We start from the raw sequence: 16706 nt of genomic DNA, 5'->3' as shown, positions 1-16706 counted from the left end.
CGCGCCATCGCGCCTTTGCGTGAACAAGATTTTCTCACGCGAAGGCGCAAAGGCGCGAAGAGATAAGAAGGATTGATTCAGGCCTGCGGCGCTGCGGGCGCGCATCATGCCGCCCATCCGTGCTTGTCCATCCAGGCGGCGCAGGCGCCTTTGGCGAGGTCTCGGACGCGGCCCATATAGGCTTGGCGTTCGGCTACGGAGATTACGCCGCGGGCCTGGAGCAGGTTGAAGATGTGGCTGGCTTTGATCGCCTGCTCGTAGGCTGGGATCGGGAGCTTGGCGGAGAGGCTGTTCTCGCATTCCGCTACGTGCTTGCGGAACTGGTCGAACAAGGAGTCCGTGTCGGCGATCTCGAAGTTCCACTTCGACATCTCCTGCTCGTTCTCCAGGAACACGTCGCCGTAGGTCACGCCGGCGTCGTTGTACGCGAGGTCGTACACCGAATCCTTGTCCTGGATGTACATCGCGAGCCGCTCCAGCCCGTAGGTGAGTTCGCCCGCGACGGGCTTCATGTCGAAGCCGCCCATCTGCTGGAAATAGGTGAACTGAGTCACCTCCATGCCGTCGCACCAGACCTCCCAGCCGAGCCCCCAGGCGCCGAGCGTCGGGCTTTCCCAGTCGTCCTCGACGAAGCGGATGTCGTGCTTCAGCATGTCGATGCCGATCGCCGCGAGCGATCCCAGGTAGAGTTCCTGGAGGTTGGCGGGGCTCGGTTTCAGGATGACCTGGTACTGGTAGTAATGCTGGAGCCGGTTGGGGTTCTCGCCATAGCGGCCGTCGGTCGGGCGGCGGCAGGGCTGCACAAACGCGGCGTTCCACGGCTTTGGCCCGAGCGCGCGGAGCGTCGTGGCGGTGTGGAAGGTGCCCGCGCCCATTTCCATGTCATAGGGCTGCAGGATCAGGCATCCGTGTTCGCTCCAGTAATCGTGGAGCGTGAGGATCATGCGCTGGAAGCTAAGAGGCTTTATCACGGGCTGGGTCACGCGCGGGCTTTGGCGGATGGGGGTGCGGGAGGCAAGTGGTGCGTTAAGGTGCGGCGTCCTACATGGGCTGCACCAACGATAAGGATGCCCTCCCCTTGAAGCTGTTTTCGAAGATCGTTTCGTTCCGATCCGCGCTGTCCGCCATCGCCATGGCGTTCGCTTTGCCCGCCTGTGCGCAGGTCGCGCCGAAGCCTGCGCAAGCCGCGAACGATGCCGATCCGGCGCTATGGGTGGTGAAGGACAAGGACACGACGATCTACCTGTTCGGGACGATCCATGTGCTGAAGCCCGGCATGACGTGGTTCGACGAGGCGGTGAAGACCGCGTTCGATCGCTCGAACCAGGTGGTGCTGGAGCTGGTGATGCCCGATCCGGCCAAGATGCAGTCGCTGGTAATGGCGACGGGGGTGTCGAAGGATGGCCCGACGCTGACCGAGCAGCTGCCCGCGGACAAGCGTGCGGCGTATGCGAAGGCGGTGACCGATCTGGGCTTGCCGGCGAATGCGTTCGATCGGTTCAAGCCTTGGCTCGCGGCGACCAACCTGTCGATCGCGCCGCTGTCGAAGCTGGGGTATGATGCGGCGAACGGGCCCGAGCAGGTGATCACGGCGGCAGCTAAGGCTGCGGGGAAGCCGGTGATTGGGCTTGAGACGGCGGAGCAGCAGCTCGGGTATTTTGGGGGGCTGTCGCAGAAGGCGCAGATTCAGTTTCTGGGAAGCACGATCGACGAGTTGCCTAAGCTCGAGAGCACGATGGCGACGATGGTCGACGAGTGGGCGAAGGGGGATCCTGAGGCTTTGGCCAAGGAGATGAACGACAGTTTGAAGGATTCGCCCGAGGTGGCGAAGGTGTTGCTTGTGGATCGTAATGCACGCTGGGCGGAGTGGGTGAAGACTCGACTCGGGACGCCCGGGACGGTGTTTATTGCGGTGGGTGCGGGGCATCTGGCGGGCAAGGACAGCGTTCAGGCGCAGTTGGCCAAGCTTGGCGTGAAGGCGGAACGGGTTCGGTATTGAGCCATCGAGTCCCTCTCCCCTCGGGGAGAGGGAGGGAGGAGCCCTTGCGACGGAAGGGTGAGGGGGAGTTGGCGCGAACGTCCCGAGCCTCACTCCCCTCACCCTCCCACGTGCAAGCGCACGCGGGCCCCTCCCTCTCCCCGGAGGGGCGAGGGTTCAGGTTAGTTGATTAAATCACCCACTTCCGCTATGCGCCCGCGCTTCCGGTCCATGGTCATCCCTGGAGGCGTGGGCGGGAAGGACAACAAACGAGTTTCGGAGAATACAGATGAGCGACCAGTTGACGCTCGCAGCCGAGACGCGTGACCGGGTTGGCAAGGGAGCCTCCCGGGCGCTGCGTCGTGATGGCCGCGTGCCTGCCGTGATCTACGGCCTGAACCAGGAACCAACCTCGGTTCACCTCGAGGAAAAGGCGCTGATGAAGGCGCTGATGACCGGCCACTTCATGAATTCCGTCGTGATGGTCAACGGCGTGCGCACGCTGCCGAAGGACGTCTCGTTCCACCCGGTTTCGGATCGTCCGATCCATGTCGACTTCCTGCGCATCGGCGAGCATTCGACCGTCACCGTCGCGGTGCCGATCGCGTTCACCGACGAGGACGACGCGCCGGGCATCAAGAAGGGCAAGGGCGTCCTCAACATCACGCGCCACGAGATCGAGCTGGTCGTCGACGCTTCGGACATCCCGAGCGAGATCACGATTTCGCTCGCCGGTCTGGAGATCGGTGATTCGATCCACATCAGCGACGTGAAGCTGCCCAAGGGCGCGACGCCCGCGATCGACGACCGCGACTTCGCGATCGCCACGATCGTGCCGCCGACCGTGCCGACCGTCGAAGACGAAGAGCTCGAGGCTGAAGTCGCCGAGGCACAGGCTGCCGAGGCTGCTTCGGACGAAGAGCCGGTCGTTGAGCCTAACGACGACGACAACGACGACGACAAGATCACGCCGCAGAAGAAGGACTGAGGGTTCAGCCCTTCGTCTTAGGATGATCTGGCGGGCGGGAAAGCTAGGGCTTTCCCGCCCGTTTCGTTTTATGGGGCTGCCGCTTACTGGTCCCTCGCGAACGCGGGGGTCCAGGATCAAGCAGCGCCGCCGCCCGTTACCCTGGGCTCCTGCGTTCGCAGGAGAACACAGTTAAGTGGCCGACGCGTTCTTTTGGAGAATCACACGTGCAGATCTGGGCGGGACTCGGCAATCCGGGGGCGCAATATGCGATGCACCGGCACAATGTCGGGTTCATGGTCGCCGACGCGATCGCCGAGGTGCATGGCTTCGGCGCGGTCAAGAAGCAGTTCCAGGGCTGGACGCAGGAGGGGCGGATCGGGTCGACCAAGATCCTGCTGCTGAAACCCGCGACCTTCATGAACGAGAGCGGCCGCGCGATCGGCGAGGCGTTGCGGTTCTACAAGCTCGGCGTCGAGGCGCTGACGGTGTTCCACGACGAACTCGACATCGCGCCGTTCCGCGTGAAGGTGAAGACCGGCGGCGGGACCGCGGGACATAATGGCCTGCGCTCGACCGACCAGCATCTGGGACCGGAGTTTCGCCGCGTGCGGCTGGGGATCGGGCATCCGGGGCACAAGGATCGCGTCACCGGCTATGTGCTCGGCAATTATGCGAAGGCCGAAATCGAGCCGTTGTCCGACATGCTCGGCGCGGTGGCGGCGGAAGCCAAGTGGCTGGCGGAAGGCGACGACGTCCGCTTCATGAACGATGTCGCGTTGAGGATGCAGCCATGACCACCCGTTCCCTGTTTGCCACGCGGTTCTACGAGGCCGATCTCGGCGACGACGATCTGGTCGAGGAACTCGAGGACGCCGCGCTCGAACTGGCGAAGGCGGATCGCGCCGGGGTCGCATGGTCGAAGGCGCATGGGTATCGCGGGTACACGTCGTACGCGTCGCTGAACGACCTGCCACTCCGCGATCCGCGGTTCGGGGATTTGGTGCGGCTGCTCAACAAGCATGTCGCGCAGTTCGCGAAGGATTGCGCGTTCGATCTGGGCGGGCGGAAGTTGAAGCTCGACAGTCTTTGGGTGAACGTCCTGAAGCCCGGGGGCGCGCATTCGGGGCATATCCATCCGCATAGCGTCGTGTCGGGGACGATGTACGTGGCGATTCCGGAGGGGGCCGGCGCGCTCAAGCTGGAGGATCCGCGGTTGCCGATGATGATGGCGGCGCCGACCCGGCTGGAGGATGCTGCGGAGGATCTGCGGACGTTTGTTTATGCGGAACCTAAGCCGGGGAGCGTGTTCTTGTGGGAGAGCTGGTTGCGGCATGAGGTCGTGCCGAATGCTGCCAAGGGCGAACGGATAAGTATCAGTTTTAACTATCGGTGGTGATCGGGGCGGCTGAGACAGCTCGGCATGCATAGTACCACCCCGGCGGAGGCCGGGGCCCAATTGGGAAACGTTGCTAACGAAGGGCTGCCCTTCATCAGATTGGCCTTCCCACTTGGGCCCCGGCCTTCGCCGGGGTGGTGGAGTTAGTTCTTCTTACCCCCTCCCCTTTAAGGGAGGGTTGGGGTGGGGCTTCGCCGCACATGCAAGCGCTTGTAGCACTGCCCCACCCCGACCCTCCCCTGAAGGGGAGGGAGCAGTAGCACGCGCCGCGGCGCCCCCCTGCCCGATCAGGCCGCCTTCATCGAGGCCATGTCGATGACGAAGCGGTACTTTACGTCGCTCTTCACCATGCGCTGATACGAGGGTTCAATCTCGTCCATGCGGATCATCTCGATGTCCGATACCAGGCCGTGCTCGTTGCAGAAGTCGAGCATCTCCTGCGTCTCGGCGATGCCGCCGATCAGCGAGCCGGCGATCGCGCGGCGCTTGAAGATCAGGTTGCCGACCGAGGGCGACGGATGTGCGTGCTCGGGTACGCCGACCAGCGTCATCGTGCCGTCGCGCTTGAGTAGCGCGGTGAAGGTGTCGAGGTTGTGGCTCGCCGCGACGGTGTTCAGGATGAAGTCGAAGCTGTTGGCGTGTTCGGCCATCGCGGCTTCGTCCTTCGACACGATCAGGTCCTTCGCGCCGAGACGCTTGGCATCGTCGCGCTTGTTCGGCGAGGTCGAGAACACGTAGACCTCGGCACCCATCGCGTTGGCGATCTTGACGCCCATGTGGCCGAGCCCGCCGAGACCGACGATGCCGACCTTCTGGCCGGGGCCGACCTTCCAGTGCTTGAGCGGCGAATAGGTGGTGATGCCGGCGCACAGCAGCGGCGCGACCGCAGCGAGGTCGGCTTCGGGATGCGAGACCTTCAGCACGAAGCCTTCGTCGACGACGATCTTGTCCGAATATCCGCCGAAGGTGTGGCCACCGAGCACGGGATCGGGGCCGTTATACGTGCCGACGAAGCCGGTGGTCTCGCAATATTGCTCCTCGCCGTCCTTGCACGACGGGCATTCGCCGCAGCTGTCGACCATGCAGCCGACGCCAACGACGTCGCCGACCTTGAACTTGGTGACGTCGCTGCCGACGGCGGTGACGTGGCCGACGATCTCGTGGCCGGGGACGCAGGGGTAGAGCGTGCCTTCCCACTCGCCCTTGGCGGTGTGGAGGTCGGAATGGCAGACGCCGCAGAACGCGATGTCGATCGCGACGTCGGTCTTGCCGGGCTCGCGGCGCTCGAAGCTGAACGGGGCGAGCGGGGTTTCGGGGGATTGCGCGGCGTAGCCGTTAGCGGTCGTGGTCATGGAATTCCTGGGTATTTCAGGGGAGAGACCGATGATAACCATCAAGCGGCGACATCTCTACCGAGCGGTATGATAATTTTGCTGCATTGCGGCAATCGAGTGGTTCGATCAGGCCTGCTACCTAGATTAGTCACCACCCCGGCGGAGGCCGGGGCCCAGTTGGCAAGGTGGCAATAACGGTGTGCCGACCATCGTCAGCAACGTCCCCCAACTGGGCCCCGGCCTTCGCCGGGGTGGTGGAGATAATTGAGGTGGCGTCCAACGATGCACGAGCGGCCTCCGCTGGCCTTCCTTCGCGCCCTGCCCTAAAGCGCCACCACATTCTTATACCAAGGGCATATCATGGGTTTTCGCTGCGGCATCGTGGGGCTGCCGAACGTCGGCAAGTCCACTCTCTTCAACGCGCTGACCGAGACGGCCGCGGCGCAGGCGGCGAACTATCCGTTCTGCACGATCGAGCCGAACGTCGGTAACGTCGGCGTGCCCGACAAGCGGCTCGACGCGCTGGCGAAGATCGCCGGATCGCAGAAGATCATCGAAACGCAGCTCGGGTTCGTCGACATCGCCGGCCTCGTGCGCGGCGCGTCGAAGGGCGAAGGGCTCGGCAACCAGTTCCTCGGCAACATCCGCGAGGTCGACGCGATCGTCCACGTGCTGCGCTGCTTCGAAGACGGCGACGTGACGCATGTCGACAACAAGGTCGACCCGATCGCCGATGCCGAGACGGTCGACACCGAGCTGATGCTGAGCGATCTCGAAAGCCTGGAAAAGCGCGTGCCGAACCTCGCCAAGAAGGGCATGCAGGGCGACAAGGAAGCCAAGATCGGCGCCGCCGTGCTCGGCCAGGCGCTGGAATTGCTCCGCGAAGGCAAGCCCGCGCGGTTGACCGTGCCGAAGGACGAGGACGAGGCGCGCGTGTTCGCGCAGGCGCAGCTGCTGACCGCCAAACCCGTGCTGTACGTGTGCAACGTCGACGAGGGCGATGCGGCGAACGGCAATGCGCTGTCGGCGCGGGTGTTCGAAAAGGCGAAGGCCGAGGGCGCCGAGGCGGTCGTGGTGTCGGCGGCGATCGAGGCGGAGATCGCAACGATGCCGGCGGAGGATCGCGGCGAATTCCTGGGCGAGCTGGGGCTGGAGGAGACCGGTCTCGCGCGCGTCATCACCGCCGGGTACAAGCTGCTCCACCTGCTGACGTTCTTCACGGTCGGCCCGAAGGAAGCGCGTGCCTGGACCGTCCACGAGGGCGCGACCGCACCGCAGGCCGCGGGCGAGATCCACGGCGATTTCGAAAAGGGCTTCATCCGCGCCGAGACGATCGCGTTCGACGACTTCATCGCGCTGGGCGGTGAGTCGAAGGCGCGCGAGGCAGGCAAGCTGCGCGCGGAAGGCAAGGCCTACGTCGTGCACGACGGCGACGTGATGCACTTCCTGCATAGCTGACGGTTTGGCGGCGGCGGCGGGTCAGCGATAGTTTTCGCAGGCTATCCCGTCGCCATCGCCGTCCATGCCGGCACGATAGCCGGGCTGGCCGCGATGGAGCGGTGCGGCCCCCGCCCCGCGTACTTCGCGGCACCCACTGTAGAATACCGAGCTTTCCGTCCCGGAGCTCGTCGAACGGCGGGCCGGTGGCGATGATCCAAATGCTGGTCGCACGACGTTGTAGGGCTCGGCGTCTGCGACGCGTCGTGCAGGCGCGACGGCGTGTCGCCGCAGCACCGGCGGCGCGGCGATCGCCACATCGGGGACCGCCTTGGTATCGACGACAGCGGGGGCTGGAATCGATGTCGGCTCAGTGGCTTTCCAGACACCAGCAAACATCAATGTCGAGGCGATCGCCGTGACCGCGATAAAGGAACGCTCCATGATGCCACCATACGAGCGTACTGGTTGACGAATATTTATCGGTGGTTGCCAGCCAAGGTGACGGGGAGGCGAGGCGTCATCTCCGATATCGGGTGGAAGGCCGGTGTAGCTTGTGGCAGCTTGGGAAGATGCATGATCTCCGTCACGCGACCCTAATTGCCTGCGTCTTTTTGGTCGCGTGCTCAACCCCCGAACCGAAGGCGTGCGAGCCTCCTCGGGACTATTGGCAGAAGCCTCATAATTTCAATGGCCTGAGCCCGGCTATGAACCAAATTTCGCTTACGAAAGACAGCTCGATCTACTGGAACGGAGCAAAGATTCTACCGGCCCGACTTACTCGCTACTTAAGCTTATCTCATAAGATGAACCCGGAGCCGAACCACTTTCTTGAAACTGAGACGGGTGTCTCCTGCCGAAGTCTAGAAGCGCTGCGTGATCGGATGGATCAGTCTCTCGAATGTAAAAAGCCATATTCCCATTGCTCGGAGGGCATTTTGACAGTGTGGCGTGATCTACCGACGCCTCTCGGCACGCCAATTTCCTAAAAACGATGTTCGCAATTGGGCGTCAGCCGTCGGTCTTGGTATGGTCAGGCAAGGCCAGCGGGCGTCTTGCGGCCTTGCGGCCTGCTGCGGCGACTATGACGGCGCTGGACAGGAGGATGCTGGATACGAGGGCGCCGACCGATAGCAGGCCGACGGTCGTTACCGAGGCGTCGAAGGTGGTGCGCTTGCCGATCCGGATCGAGACTTTGGCGGCGGGGGCTTGGCGCGTTTCGGTTCGGTCGGGGTGCGTTGGGGTCTTCATGGGCCGAGGCTGAACCTTTCGCGGCTTTCGGGCAAGTCGGCGATTTGATGCGGCTGTGGCTCTGCCGGGTTTGAGGAAAGACTGCGAGGTTGTCGCGGGTTGCGCGGCGGCGTAGAACGGCGACATGCTCGCGCGCCTGATCCTGGCTTTGCTCCTTGCTGCGTTTGCGTTTCCTGCGGTGGCGCCGGCGGCGTGTCATGACGTGTCTGCTTCGCGCGGACATGGCGTCGTCATGGACATGGCGGCGATGGGCGGGACGCACGAGGCGATATCGGGCAATCGGCCGGATCACGAGGCGCCCGATCGGAAGGCTACGCCGCTGCATGGGTGCATCGGGTGCGTGCCGCCTTCGAACTGGAATGCCGCCCGGGTGCTCGGCGTGGCGTTGCGGGAGCCGGTTATGGTGACCGAGCGGGCGGCGGTGCTGGATCTTGGGGCTGGCGTCGCGCCGGCTTTGCGGCCTCCGCGAGAAGCTTAATCGTCGGGTGCTGAGGCACCGTGATTTTCAGGCTTTTCCAAGGATATAACGATGACTCGATCGAGGTTGCTCGCGGCTGGTGCCGTGAGGGCGATGCTGCTTGCGGGCGGTGTCGTAGCGGCGGTGCTGCCGGTTGCTGCGGTGGCGCAACATTCCATGGCCATGCCGGGCATGACGATGCCGGATGCGGTTCGCAAGACGACGGTGAAGAAGGCGAAGTCGCGGCCGGCGGCTAAGCGCTCGGCTGCTCCGGCGGTTCCGGCTTCGCAGTCTGGGAGGGCTGTCGATCATTCAGCGATGGACCACCCTGCTCCGGTCGCGCCGCCGGCTCCGGCCGCACCGTCTGCGATGCCGGACGCCATGCCGGGGATGGATCATGCGCAGATGGATCACTCGGCGATGCCCGGGATGGCGATGGACCATAGCGCGATGGGGCATGCGATGATCGCCGACCCCGCCTATCGCGCGGCATCCGATGCGGCGGTGGCGAAGATGCCAGCGGGCTCGGCGATGGCGGGGATGGCGATGGGCACGTCGGCCGGGTTCTACAGCCAGGGTAGCGGGACGTCGCGGTTGCCGGCAGCCGAGGGGCCGATGCGCGGGTATATGACGCAGGCGGGCGAGTGGGCGCTGATGGCGCATGGCTATGCTTGGGGCGTCGCGACCGACCAGGGGGGCCCGCGCGGGCGGAGCGAGGCGTTCGTGCAGTCGATGGCGATGCTGATGGCGGATCGCGACCTGGGCGACCGGTTTCATATCCAGTTGCGGACGATGAACAGCCTTGAGCCGCTGATGGGCGCGCGCGGCTACACCAATCTGTTTGCGACCGGCGAGCTGGCGAACGACCGGCCGCTGGTCGATCGGCAGCATCCGCACGACCTGTTCATGGAGCTTGCCGCGAAGATCGATTACCGGCTGGGGAACGGCGACACGGTGTTCCTGTATGGCGGGCCGGTCGGCGAGCCGGCGCTGGGGCCGAGCGCGTTCATGCACCGCGGGTCGGCGCGGTATCAGCCGATGTCGCCGATCACGCATCACTGGTTCGACTCGACGCACATCACCTACGGCGTGGTGACGGCGGGGTATGCGACGCCCGCGTTCCAGCTGGAGGCGTCGGCGTTCAAGGGGCGCGAGCCGGACGAGCATCGCTGGAACATCGAGACGCCGCGACTCGATTCGTGGAGCGTGCGCGGGACGTGGACGCCGTCGCCGTTCTGGGCGGTGCAGGTGAGCCATGGGCGGCTGAAGGAGCCCGAGGCGCAGCATCCGGGGGAGGACGAGAATCGCTCGACGGCCAGCGTGCAATATGCGCGGGGCGGGCTGGCGACGACGTTTGCGTATAGCCTTAAGGATCGGGTGCCGGGGGAGAAGCTGAGCGCGTTTCTGGCGGAGGCTACGTATGAGCTTTCGGCGCGGCATGCGGTGTTCGGCAGGGTCGAGAACGTGGCGAACGACGAGCTTTTTCCGGATGAGGGCGATCCGCTGCACGATCGGAAGTTCCGGGTGACGAAGGCGGAGGTCGGGTATGCGTACCGGTTGCCGATCGTCGGACCGCTCGGGTTGGCGCTTGGCGGGACCGTGGCGGCGTATGCTAAGCCGGCGGCGCTGGAGGCGGCGTATGGGAAGACGCCGGTGAGCTGGACCTTGTTTAGCAAGCTGGCAGTGGGGTTGTAGGCCGACGGCTGGTGCCGACTGTTGCGGGAGGTCACCTCCCTTTCCCCCGTCACCTTACCTCCCGGCTCCTTCTTTACCTCCCCGGCGGGGGCCGGGGTCCAGTTGGGTAGGTGGGAGTAACGACGCGGAACGCCGATCAGCAACGTCCCCCAACTGGGCCCCGGCCTCCGCCGGGGGGGTATTCTCTTGGGCGGCTAGACTTCAGGATGAGGATCACTTTCGCTGATCGTTCGTGCCGAGTAGGGATCGCGCGAAGTCGCCACCTGCTCGGGACGAACGGTTATGATGAAGAACGCGCTGGCTCTCCTAGGTTCTGCACTCGGGCTGACGCTCGCTGGGTGTGCGTATCCGTATACGCCCCCTGCCCTTGCGCCGATCACTGCGCCTGCCCCCGCATCGATCGCGGCCGCGGCGATGCCGGGCGAGACTCGGGCCCCGGTTACGATCCTCGTGTCGATCGACGGGTTCCGGCCGGATTATCTCGACCGGGGGGTGACGCCCAATCTCAACCGGCTGCGCGCGGGCGGGGTGTTCGCGAGCATGCGGCCTTCCTTCCCTAGCATCACATTTCCCAATCACTGGACTCTGGTGACCGGCCTGCGGCCCGATCGCAGCGGGATCGTCGGCAACAAGATGGAGGATCCCGCGCGGCCGGGGGAGACGTTCACGATGGCGACCGACGATCCGTTCTGGTGGAGCGAGAGTTCGCCGATCTGGGTCGATGCGGAGAAGGCGGGGATCCGGACCGCGACGATGTTCTGGCCAGGCGCGAACGTTGCGGTCGGCGGCAAGGTCAAGCCCGACAGCCACGGCGCGATCGAGGGGGGCACGCGGCCGGAGGACTGGCAGCAGTTCAACCAGCAGGTTTCGGGGACGCAGCGGGTCAACGCTGTGCTCGACTGGATGCGGCGGCCTGCTGCCATACGTCCGAAGCTGGTGACGTTGTATTTCGATACGGTCGACAGCGCGGGTCATGCGGGCGGGCCGGACAGTGCTGGCGTGACGCAGGCGGTGGCGGATGTCGATGCGAGCATTGGCGCGCTGGTCGATGGGCTTGCCGCGCTGGGGCAGCGCGCGAACCTGGTGATCGTCGCGGATCACGGCATGGCGGCGATGAGCAGCACGCGGGTGGTGGCGCTGGATACGATCGCGGACAAGGCGGACTATCGTACCGTCGAGACCGGGCCGTACGCGACCCTGTTCGCGGTGCCGGGGCATGAGGCGGCGCTGGAGGCGCGGTTGCTGACCCGCCACGATCATCTGCAATGCTGGCGCAAGGGGGAGATCCCGGCGCGGTTCCATTATGGGCGCAATCCGCGCGTGCCGAGCTATCTGTGTCTCGCCGATGTCGGCTGGCGGGTCGATCCGAGCGCGCCGACCAAGGCTTCGATCGGCGGGATGCACGGCTATGACAACATGGCGCCGGAGATGCGCGCGCTGTTCATCGCCAACGGGCCGGCGTTTGCGCGCGGCAAGACGATTGCGAGCTTCGACAACGTTGCGATCGAGCCCTTGCTGCGTGATCTGATCGGGTTGCCGGCAGAGGCGGGGCTGGACGGCACCGATGTACCCTTCCAGAAGGTGCTGCAACGATAAGAGGAGAGGTCGTGCAGTATTTCGAGGATATCGAGGTCGGTCGGACTGCTTCGTTCGGTTCCTACGCGGTCACGCGCGAGGAGGTGATGGACTTTGCCGCGAAATACGATCCGCAGCCGTTTCACCTGTCCGACGAGGCGGCCGCGCAGACGCATTTCGGGCGGTTGTCGGCGAGCGGCTGGCATACGTGCGCGATGGTGATGTCGATGGTCGTCGCGAACCTGAAGGAGAACCAGCAGGCGGGGCTCGGGTCGCCGGGGATCGACGAACTGAAGTGGGTGAAGCCGGTGTATCCGGGGGACACGCTGCGCTGCGAGACCGAGATACTGGAGAAGCGCGTGTCGGCGAGCCGGCCCGAGATGGGGATCTTCAAGAGCCGGATGCGGGTGTTCAATCAGGACGACGTGATGGTGATGACGTTCGTGTCTAATGGACTGGTGGCGACGCGCCCCGCGGACGTGCCGATCGACTGATTGGGGAGATTGGTCCCAAACGCCGTCTGGCTGCGGGGGTAAAGCCGTTATTGTCCACGCGAAGGCGCAAAGGCGCGAAGAGAAGATTTGTTCGCACAGAGGCGCAGAGGCGCAGAGAGATTTTTGATGGCAGAGCTTCGTGGCGATCTTCGTTATCGCTACGCAGGTAACCATTCTCTCTTTAAATTTGCCTCTGCGCCTCTGCGCGAAATCTAATCCTTCTATTCGCGCCTTTGCGCCTTCGCGTGAACCAGACCTGCTCTACTTACTGTGCCGGACGACCACCGCCGCGGTTGCCGCCGCCCTGACGACCGCCGCCTTGCCGTCCACCGCCGAAGCGCTGGCCGCCGCCGCGATTGCCTCGGAATGCGCCGTCGCCGCGATTGCCGCGGAAGCCGCCTTGGGCTTGGGGTTGCTGTGGGTTGGCGACCTGGCCGGGCTGCGGAGGCTGACCGGGTTGACCGAACTGGCCACGACCTGGACCACGTCCGCGATCGTCGCCGCGGCCGGGACGGCCGTTGCCGAACTGGCCCTGACCGGGCGTGCCGGGGTTGCCCTGGTAGCCCTGACGGTTGCCACGCCAGCCGCCGTCTCGGCCGCCATTGCCTCGGTTGCCAAAGCCACCCCAGTTGCCGCGGCCACCGTCGTTGCGGTTCCCGCGATATTGCTGGCGGCCCTGCCAATAGCGCTGCTGGTCGCCGTTCCAGCGGTGTGGCCGGCGGTAACGATCGTAGACGTAGACGCCCGAGCCGGGATAATAATAATCGCCGCTCCAGCCGTAGTAGGAGTTCAGGCCGCCATAGCCTGCGAAGCCATCATAGCCCCCGCCGTAGCCTGCACCGTAATAGCCGTCGCCGTAGCCACCGCCGTAATAGGGGTCACTGGCATAGCCGACGCCCGCGCCGCCATAGCCGTACCCGTCGGTGCAGCCCGCGACGCCTAGTCCGAGACCCAGGGCTAGGCCGATAATGCCGAAGCGCTTTATAAACATGGAGGTTCTCCCGTACGTGGAGAGCGGACACAACGCGCCGCCATTCATCGCACAACGGAGTCCTTATGTCGCAAGTTCCATGAATGGGGTCTGACGGGTTTGGGGGCTGGCGCGAGCGCCCGTGCAGGCGAGGCGCTCTCTCTTTACTGTTCCCTCGCGCACGCGGGGGTCCAGGGTAGCGGTACGCTACGGTATTTAGCTGGGCCCCCGCGTCCGCGGGGGAACGAGGCCGGGGGCTTCCGCGGCAAGCGCGCGGTCAGTGTCCGGGGAAGTGAATCAGCGCGGTCGCGTCGATGCCATCCGAGCGCAGTGCTGCCGCGCCGCCGAGGTCGGGAAGGTCGACCAGGAACTGGGCTTGCGTGACGACTGCGCCGGCCTTGTGGAGGAGGCGGACGGCGGCGCGGGCGGTGCCGCCGGTGGCGATCAGGTCGTCGACCAGCAGGACGCGTGCGCCGGGGGCGAAGGCGTCGGCATGGATCGCGATGCGGTCGGTGCCGTATTCGAGTGCGTAATCCTCGGCGATGGTGGCGCCGGGGAGCTTGCCGTCCTTGCGGATCAGCAGGACGCCGGCCTTGAGCGGTGCGGCGAGCGCGGCGGCGAACAGGAAGCCGCGGGCTTCGATGCCGGCGACGAGATCGACGGGGCCAGAGACCGCTGCCACCATCCGCTCGATCGCGGTCGCCCAACCCTGCGGGTCGAGCAGCAAGGTGGTGATGTCGCGGAACTGGATGCCGGGCTTGGGGAAGTCCGGAATGGTACGGATCAGCGCCTTCAGATCGGCGTTGCGCTCGTTGATATCGGACATGGACGTTCCCTCTTTCGCGCGGAGCGGCGGCCGTATTGCGGTGCTGCGCTACGGCCAAAACGAAAGCGGCGGATCAGGCTGTTTGCCCGTCCGCCGCTCCCTCTATCCGTGCGCCCTTACCGCGCGAGCCGGGCCGTCATCAATGCTTAACGTCGCGCCAGACGTTCTGGTAGGCGCCCCAGGCGAGGCCGCAGAAGATCAGGATGAAGATGATCGACGCGAACCCGGCGGCATGACGCGCCTCGAGGTTAGGCTCGGCGGTCCAGGTCAGGAACGCCGCGACGTCGGTCGACATCTGCTCCTTGGTCGCCTTGGTCCCGTCCGCATAGCCGACCTGGCCATCCGACGTGAGCGGTGGCGGCATCGCGATGTTGAGGTTCGCGAAATACGGGTTGTAGTGAAGGCCCTCGGGCGTCTTGATGTCCGGGAATTCCTTCAACATCTTCGCCGACTGCGACTGGTAGCCGGTCAGCAGCGAGTGGATGTAGGCGCCGCCATCGTGACGTGCCTTGGTCATCAGCGAGAGATCGGGCGGCAACGCGTTGTTGTTCGCGGCGCGGGCGGCGACGTCGTTGGCGAACGGCAGCGGGAAGTGATCCGACGGGATGTTCTTCCGCGTCGCCGCCTCGCCCGTCTCCGGGTTGATCGACGGCTGCTCGATCACCCACTGGTTGGCGATCGCCTTAACTTCGGGCTCCGAATAGCCGATCTTCTGCAGGTCGCGGAACGCCACCAGGCGGAGCGAGTGGCAGGCGGCGCAGACTTCCTTGTAGACCTGGAAACCGCGCTGGAGCTGGCGACGGTCGAACTTGCCGAACACGCCGTTCGAGGCGAGGTCCAGCTCCTTGGGGTGGAGATGATACTCGCTCTCGGCGGTCGGTGCGACGGGGTCGGTGATGGCCCCGTAGACGCTGCCGAACAGCGCGATGCCGAGCACCAGCACGAAGGCCGCGCCGACCAGGGATGCGATGAGACGAACCATGTGTGTGTCCTCTAGTTCGTATCAGTGCGCGCTGTGCGGCGCGGACGCCGTCGACAGCGCTGTCTGGGCCGGGCTCGTGCCACCGTGATTGGCCAGGACGGCCTCGGTGATCGAGTTGGGCAGCGGCCGCGGACGCTCTGAGCGCGAGATCAGCGGCAGGATGATCAGGAAATGCGCGAAGTAATAGGCCGCGCAGATCTGGCTCAGGATCACGTAGGTCGCCGTCGCCGGTGCACCGCCGCAATAGCCGAGGATCAGGATGTCGGCGACCAGCACCCAGAACGCGATCCGCGCCTTGGGACGGTAGTTCATCGAGCGAACCGGCGAGCTGTCCAGCCAGGGCAGGAAGAACAGCAGCAGGATCGAGCCGAACATCGCCAGCACGCCCCACAGCTTGGCCGGCAGGATGAAGTCCGCGGTGAAGGCGCGCAGGATCGCGTAGAACGGCCAGAAATACCATTCGGGGACGATGTGCGCGGGCGTCGAGAGCGGGTTCGCCGGGATGTAGTTGTCCGGGTGGCCGAGATAGTTCGGGAAGAAGAACAGCAGGCCGGCGAAGATCAGCATGAAGATGCCGAGCCCGAAGCCATCCTTCGCGGTGTAATAGGGGTGGAACGGGACGGTATCCTGCTCGCCCTTCACGTCGACGCCGGTCGGGTTGTTCGAGCCAGGGATATGCAGCGCCCATATGTGCAGGATGATGACGCCCGCGATCACGAACGGCAGCAGGTAATGCAGCGAGAAGAAGCGGTTGAGCGCGGCGTTGTCCGGCGCGAATCCGCCGAGCAGCCAGATGCGGATGGTGTCGCCGACCAGCGGGATCGCCGAGAAGAACCCGGTGATGACCTGCGCGCCCCAGAAGCTCATCTGGCCCCAGGGAAGAACGTAGCCCATGAACGCGGTAGCCATCATCAGCAGGAAGATGACCACGCCGAGCAGCCACACCATCTCGCGCGGCGCCTTGTACGAGCCGTAATAGAGCCCGCGGAAGATATGCGTGTAGACGACGATGAAGAACATCGAGGCGCCGTTGGCGTGAGCGTAGCGCAGGAACCAGCCGGCGTTGACGTCGCGCATGATGCTCTCGACCGAGTCGAACGCGACCAGGCCGTTGGCGGCATAATGCATCGCCAGGACGATGCCGGTGACGATCTGGATCGCCAGCGCGGCGCCGGCGAGGACGCCGAAGTTCCAGAAGTAATTGAGGTTGCGCGGGACGGGATAGCCGCCGCCGAGTGAATTGTAGACGAGCCGGGGAACGGGAAGCCGCTCATCCAGCCACCGCGTCAGCGGCAGCTTCGGTTCGTATTGCTTGGCCCAGGGAAAGCTCATGTCGTTTTC

The 16706-nt window shown here is 65.0% G+C and carries 17 protein-coding genes; 9 read left to right on the top strand and 8 right to left on the bottom strand.

Going from position 1 to position 16706, the window contains the following annotated elements; genetic code table 11:
- Window positions 1-104 precede the first annotated feature (104 nt).
- A complete protein-coding gene (locus tag C8J25_RS11030) occupies window positions 105-944 on the bottom strand; it encodes a glycine--tRNA ligase subunit alpha (protein ID WP_107954468.1) in 840 nt (279 codons plus the stop codon).
- Between the two features lie 188 nt (window positions 945-1132).
- Here C8J25_RS11030 and C8J25_RS11025 point away from each other — a divergent pair, with 188 nt between their 5' ends.
- The 4 genes from C8J25_RS11025 (at window position 1133) to C8J25_RS11010 (ending at window position 4344) form a co-directional block, all read left to right on the top strand.
- Window positions 1133-1999, top strand: a complete 867-nt coding sequence (locus C8J25_RS11025; protein ID WP_107954566.1) for a TraB/GumN family protein — start codon at window positions 1133-1135, stop codon at window positions 1997-1999.
- A 268-nt stretch (window positions 2000-2267) separates the two neighbouring features.
- Window positions 2268-2966, top strand: a complete 699-nt coding sequence (locus C8J25_RS11020; protein ID WP_056488652.1) for a 50S ribosomal protein L25/general stress protein Ctc — start codon at window positions 2268-2270, stop codon at window positions 2964-2966.
- Between the two features lie 206 nt (window positions 2967-3172).
- Window positions 3173-3742, top strand: coding sequence for an aminoacyl-tRNA hydrolase (gene pth, locus C8J25_RS11015; RefSeq protein WP_056488650.1), 570 nt, complete (start codon window positions 3173-3175; stop codon window positions 3740-3742).
- Window positions 3739-4344 (top strand): TIGR02466 family protein, encoded by a 606-nt coding sequence (locus tag C8J25_RS11010; RefSeq protein WP_056047257.1) that lies wholly within the window; start codon window positions 3739-3741, stop codon window positions 4342-4344. Before pth ends, C8J25_RS11010 begins: the two co-directional genes overlap by 4 nt.
- A 287-nt stretch (window positions 4345-4631) precedes the next feature.
- Here C8J25_RS11010 and C8J25_RS11005 read toward each other — a convergent pair whose 3' ends face one another.
- Window positions 4632-5696 carry an NAD(P)-dependent alcohol dehydrogenase gene (locus C8J25_RS11005; RefSeq protein WP_107954467.1) on the bottom strand — a complete coding sequence of 355 codons (1065 nt, stop codon included), beginning with the start codon at window positions 5694-5696 and terminating at the stop codon, window positions 4632-4634.
- A 342-nt stretch (window positions 5697-6038) separates the two neighbouring features.
- Between C8J25_RS11005 and ychF the strand changes: the two genes are divergently transcribed.
- Window positions 6039-7136, top strand: a complete 1098-nt coding sequence (ychF, locus tag C8J25_RS11000) for a redox-regulated ATPase YchF (protein WP_056047251.1) — start codon at window positions 6039-6041, stop codon at window positions 7134-7136.
- Window positions 7137-7157: 21 nt separating this feature from the next.
- Here ychF and C8J25_RS10995 read toward each other — a convergent pair whose 3' ends face one another.
- Together C8J25_RS10995 and C8J25_RS10990 are read right to left on the bottom strand one after the other, a co-directional pair.
- Window positions 7158-7559: an excalibur calcium-binding domain-containing protein gene (locus C8J25_RS10995; RefSeq protein ID WP_107954466.1), complete on the bottom strand. Its 402-nt coding sequence runs from the start codon at window positions 7557-7559 to the stop codon at window positions 7158-7160.
- 567 nt (window positions 7560-8126) lie between these two features.
- Window positions 8127-8366 (bottom strand): hypothetical protein, encoded by a 240-nt coding sequence (locus C8J25_RS10990; protein WP_107954465.1) that lies wholly within the window; start codon window positions 8364-8366, stop codon window positions 8127-8129.
- Between the two features lie 124 nt (window positions 8367-8490).
- On the opposite strand from C8J25_RS10990, the gene C8J25_RS10985 reads away from it, so the two are divergent.
- From C8J25_RS10985 to C8J25_RS10970, 4 genes are all read left to right on the top strand, one after another.
- Window positions 8491-8844: a hypothetical protein gene (locus C8J25_RS10985; RefSeq protein ID WP_107954464.1), complete on the top strand. Its 354-nt coding sequence runs from the start codon at window positions 8491-8493 to the stop codon at window positions 8842-8844.
- A gap of 51 nt (window positions 8845-8895) precedes the next feature.
- Complete coding sequence (locus C8J25_RS10980; RefSeq protein ID WP_244186992.1) at window positions 8896-10518, top strand: hypothetical protein; 1623 nt, start codon at window positions 8896-8898, stop codon at window positions 10516-10518.
- 285 nt (window positions 10519-10803) lie between these two features.
- Window positions 10804-12114: an alkaline phosphatase family protein gene (locus C8J25_RS10975; RefSeq protein WP_425275464.1), complete on the top strand. Its 1311-nt coding sequence runs from the start codon at window positions 10804-10806 to the stop codon at window positions 12112-12114.
- Between the two features lie 11 nt (window positions 12115-12125).
- Complete coding sequence (locus C8J25_RS10970; RefSeq protein WP_107954462.1) at window positions 12126-12587, top strand: MaoC family dehydratase; 462 nt, start codon at window positions 12126-12128, stop codon at window positions 12585-12587.
- 265 nt (window positions 12588-12852) lie between these two features.
- On the opposite strand, the gene C8J25_RS10965 is transcribed toward C8J25_RS10970, so the two are convergent.
- From C8J25_RS10965 to C8J25_RS10950, 4 genes are all read right to left on the bottom strand, one after another.
- On the bottom strand, window positions 12853-13578 hold the full coding sequence (locus tag C8J25_RS10965) for a hypothetical protein (RefSeq protein WP_107954461.1): 726 nt from the start codon (window positions 13576-13578) through the stop codon (window positions 12853-12855).
- Window positions 13579-13834: 256 nt separating this feature from the next.
- The gene (locus tag C8J25_RS10960) at window positions 13835-14383 is read right to left on the bottom strand and encodes an adenine phosphoribosyltransferase (protein ID WP_107954460.1); all 549 of its coding nucleotides are present in this window, start codon (window positions 14381-14383) and stop codon (window positions 13835-13837) included.
- Window positions 14384-14522: 139 nt separating this feature from the next.
- Window positions 14523-15365: a cytochrome c1 gene (locus tag C8J25_RS10955; protein WP_107954459.1), complete on the bottom strand. Its 843-nt coding sequence runs from the start codon at window positions 15363-15365 to the stop codon at window positions 14523-14525.
- A 21-nt stretch (window positions 15366-15386) separates the two neighbouring features.
- Entirely contained in the window at window positions 15387-16697 is a 1311-nt protein-coding gene (locus C8J25_RS10950) for a cytochrome b (protein ID WP_107954458.1), read from the bottom strand.
- Window positions 16698-16706 lie beyond the last annotated feature (9 nt).

This window comes from Sphingomonas faeni (genome assembly GCF_003053745.1).
Lineage (GTDB): Bacteria > Pseudomonadota > Alphaproteobacteria > Sphingomonadales > Sphingomonadaceae > Sphingomonas > Sphingomonas faeni.
This window is presented reverse-complemented; position numbering and strand designations above follow the sequence as displayed.

Coding starts and splice junctions, on each gene's coding strand:
- C8J25_RS11020 (WP_056488652.1), top strand. CDS start 2,268: ATGAGCGACCAGTTGACGCTCGCAGCCGAGACGCGTGACCGGGTTGGC.
- C8J25_RS10980 (WP_244186992.1), top strand. CDS start 8,896: ATGACTCGATCGAGGTTGCTCGCGGCTGGTGCCGTGAGGGCGATGCTG.
- C8J25_RS11030 (WP_107954468.1), bottom strand. CDS start 944: ATGATCCTCACGCTCCACGATTACTGGAGCGAACACGGATGCCTGATC.
- C8J25_RS10950 (WP_107954458.1), bottom strand. CDS start 16,697: ATGAGCTTTCCCTGGGCCAAGCAATACGAACCGAAGCTGCCGCTGACG.
- ychF (WP_056047251.1), top strand. CDS start 6,039: ATGGGTTTTCGCTGCGGCATCGTGGGGCTGCCGAACGTCGGCAAGTCC.
- C8J25_RS11010 (WP_056047257.1), top strand. CDS start 3,739: ATGACCACCCGTTCCCTGTTTGCCACGCGGTTCTACGAGGCCGATCTC.
- C8J25_RS10995 (WP_107954466.1), bottom strand. CDS start 7,559: ATGGAGCGTTCCTTTATCGCGGTCACGGCGATCGCCTCGACATTGATG.
- C8J25_RS10975 (WP_425275464.1), top strand. CDS start 10,804: ATGAAGAACGCGCTGGCTCTCCTAGGTTCTGCACTCGGGCTGACGCTC.
- C8J25_RS10965 (WP_107954461.1), bottom strand. CDS start 13,578: ATGTTTATAAAGCGCTTCGGCATTATCGGCCTAGCCCTGGGTCTCGGA.
- C8J25_RS11025 (WP_107954566.1), top strand. CDS start 1,133: ATGGCGTTCGCTTTGCCCGCCTGTGCGCAGGTCGCGCCGAAGCCTGCG.
- C8J25_RS10985 (WP_107954464.1), top strand. CDS start 8,491: ATGCTCGCGCGCCTGATCCTGGCTTTGCTCCTTGCTGCGTTTGCGTTT.
- C8J25_RS10990 (WP_107954465.1), bottom strand. CDS start 8,366: ATGAAGACCCCAACGCACCCCGACCGAACCGAAACGCGCCAAGCCCCC.
- C8J25_RS10960 (WP_107954460.1), bottom strand. CDS start 14,383: ATGTCCGATATCAACGAGCGCAACGCCGATCTGAAGGCGCTGATCCGT.
- C8J25_RS11005 (WP_107954467.1), bottom strand. CDS start 5,696: ATGACCACGACCGCTAACGGCTACGCCGCGCAATCCCCCGAAACCCCG.
- C8J25_RS10955 (WP_107954459.1), bottom strand. CDS start 15,365: ATGGTTCGTCTCATCGCATCCCTGGTCGGCGCGGCCTTCGTGCTGGTG.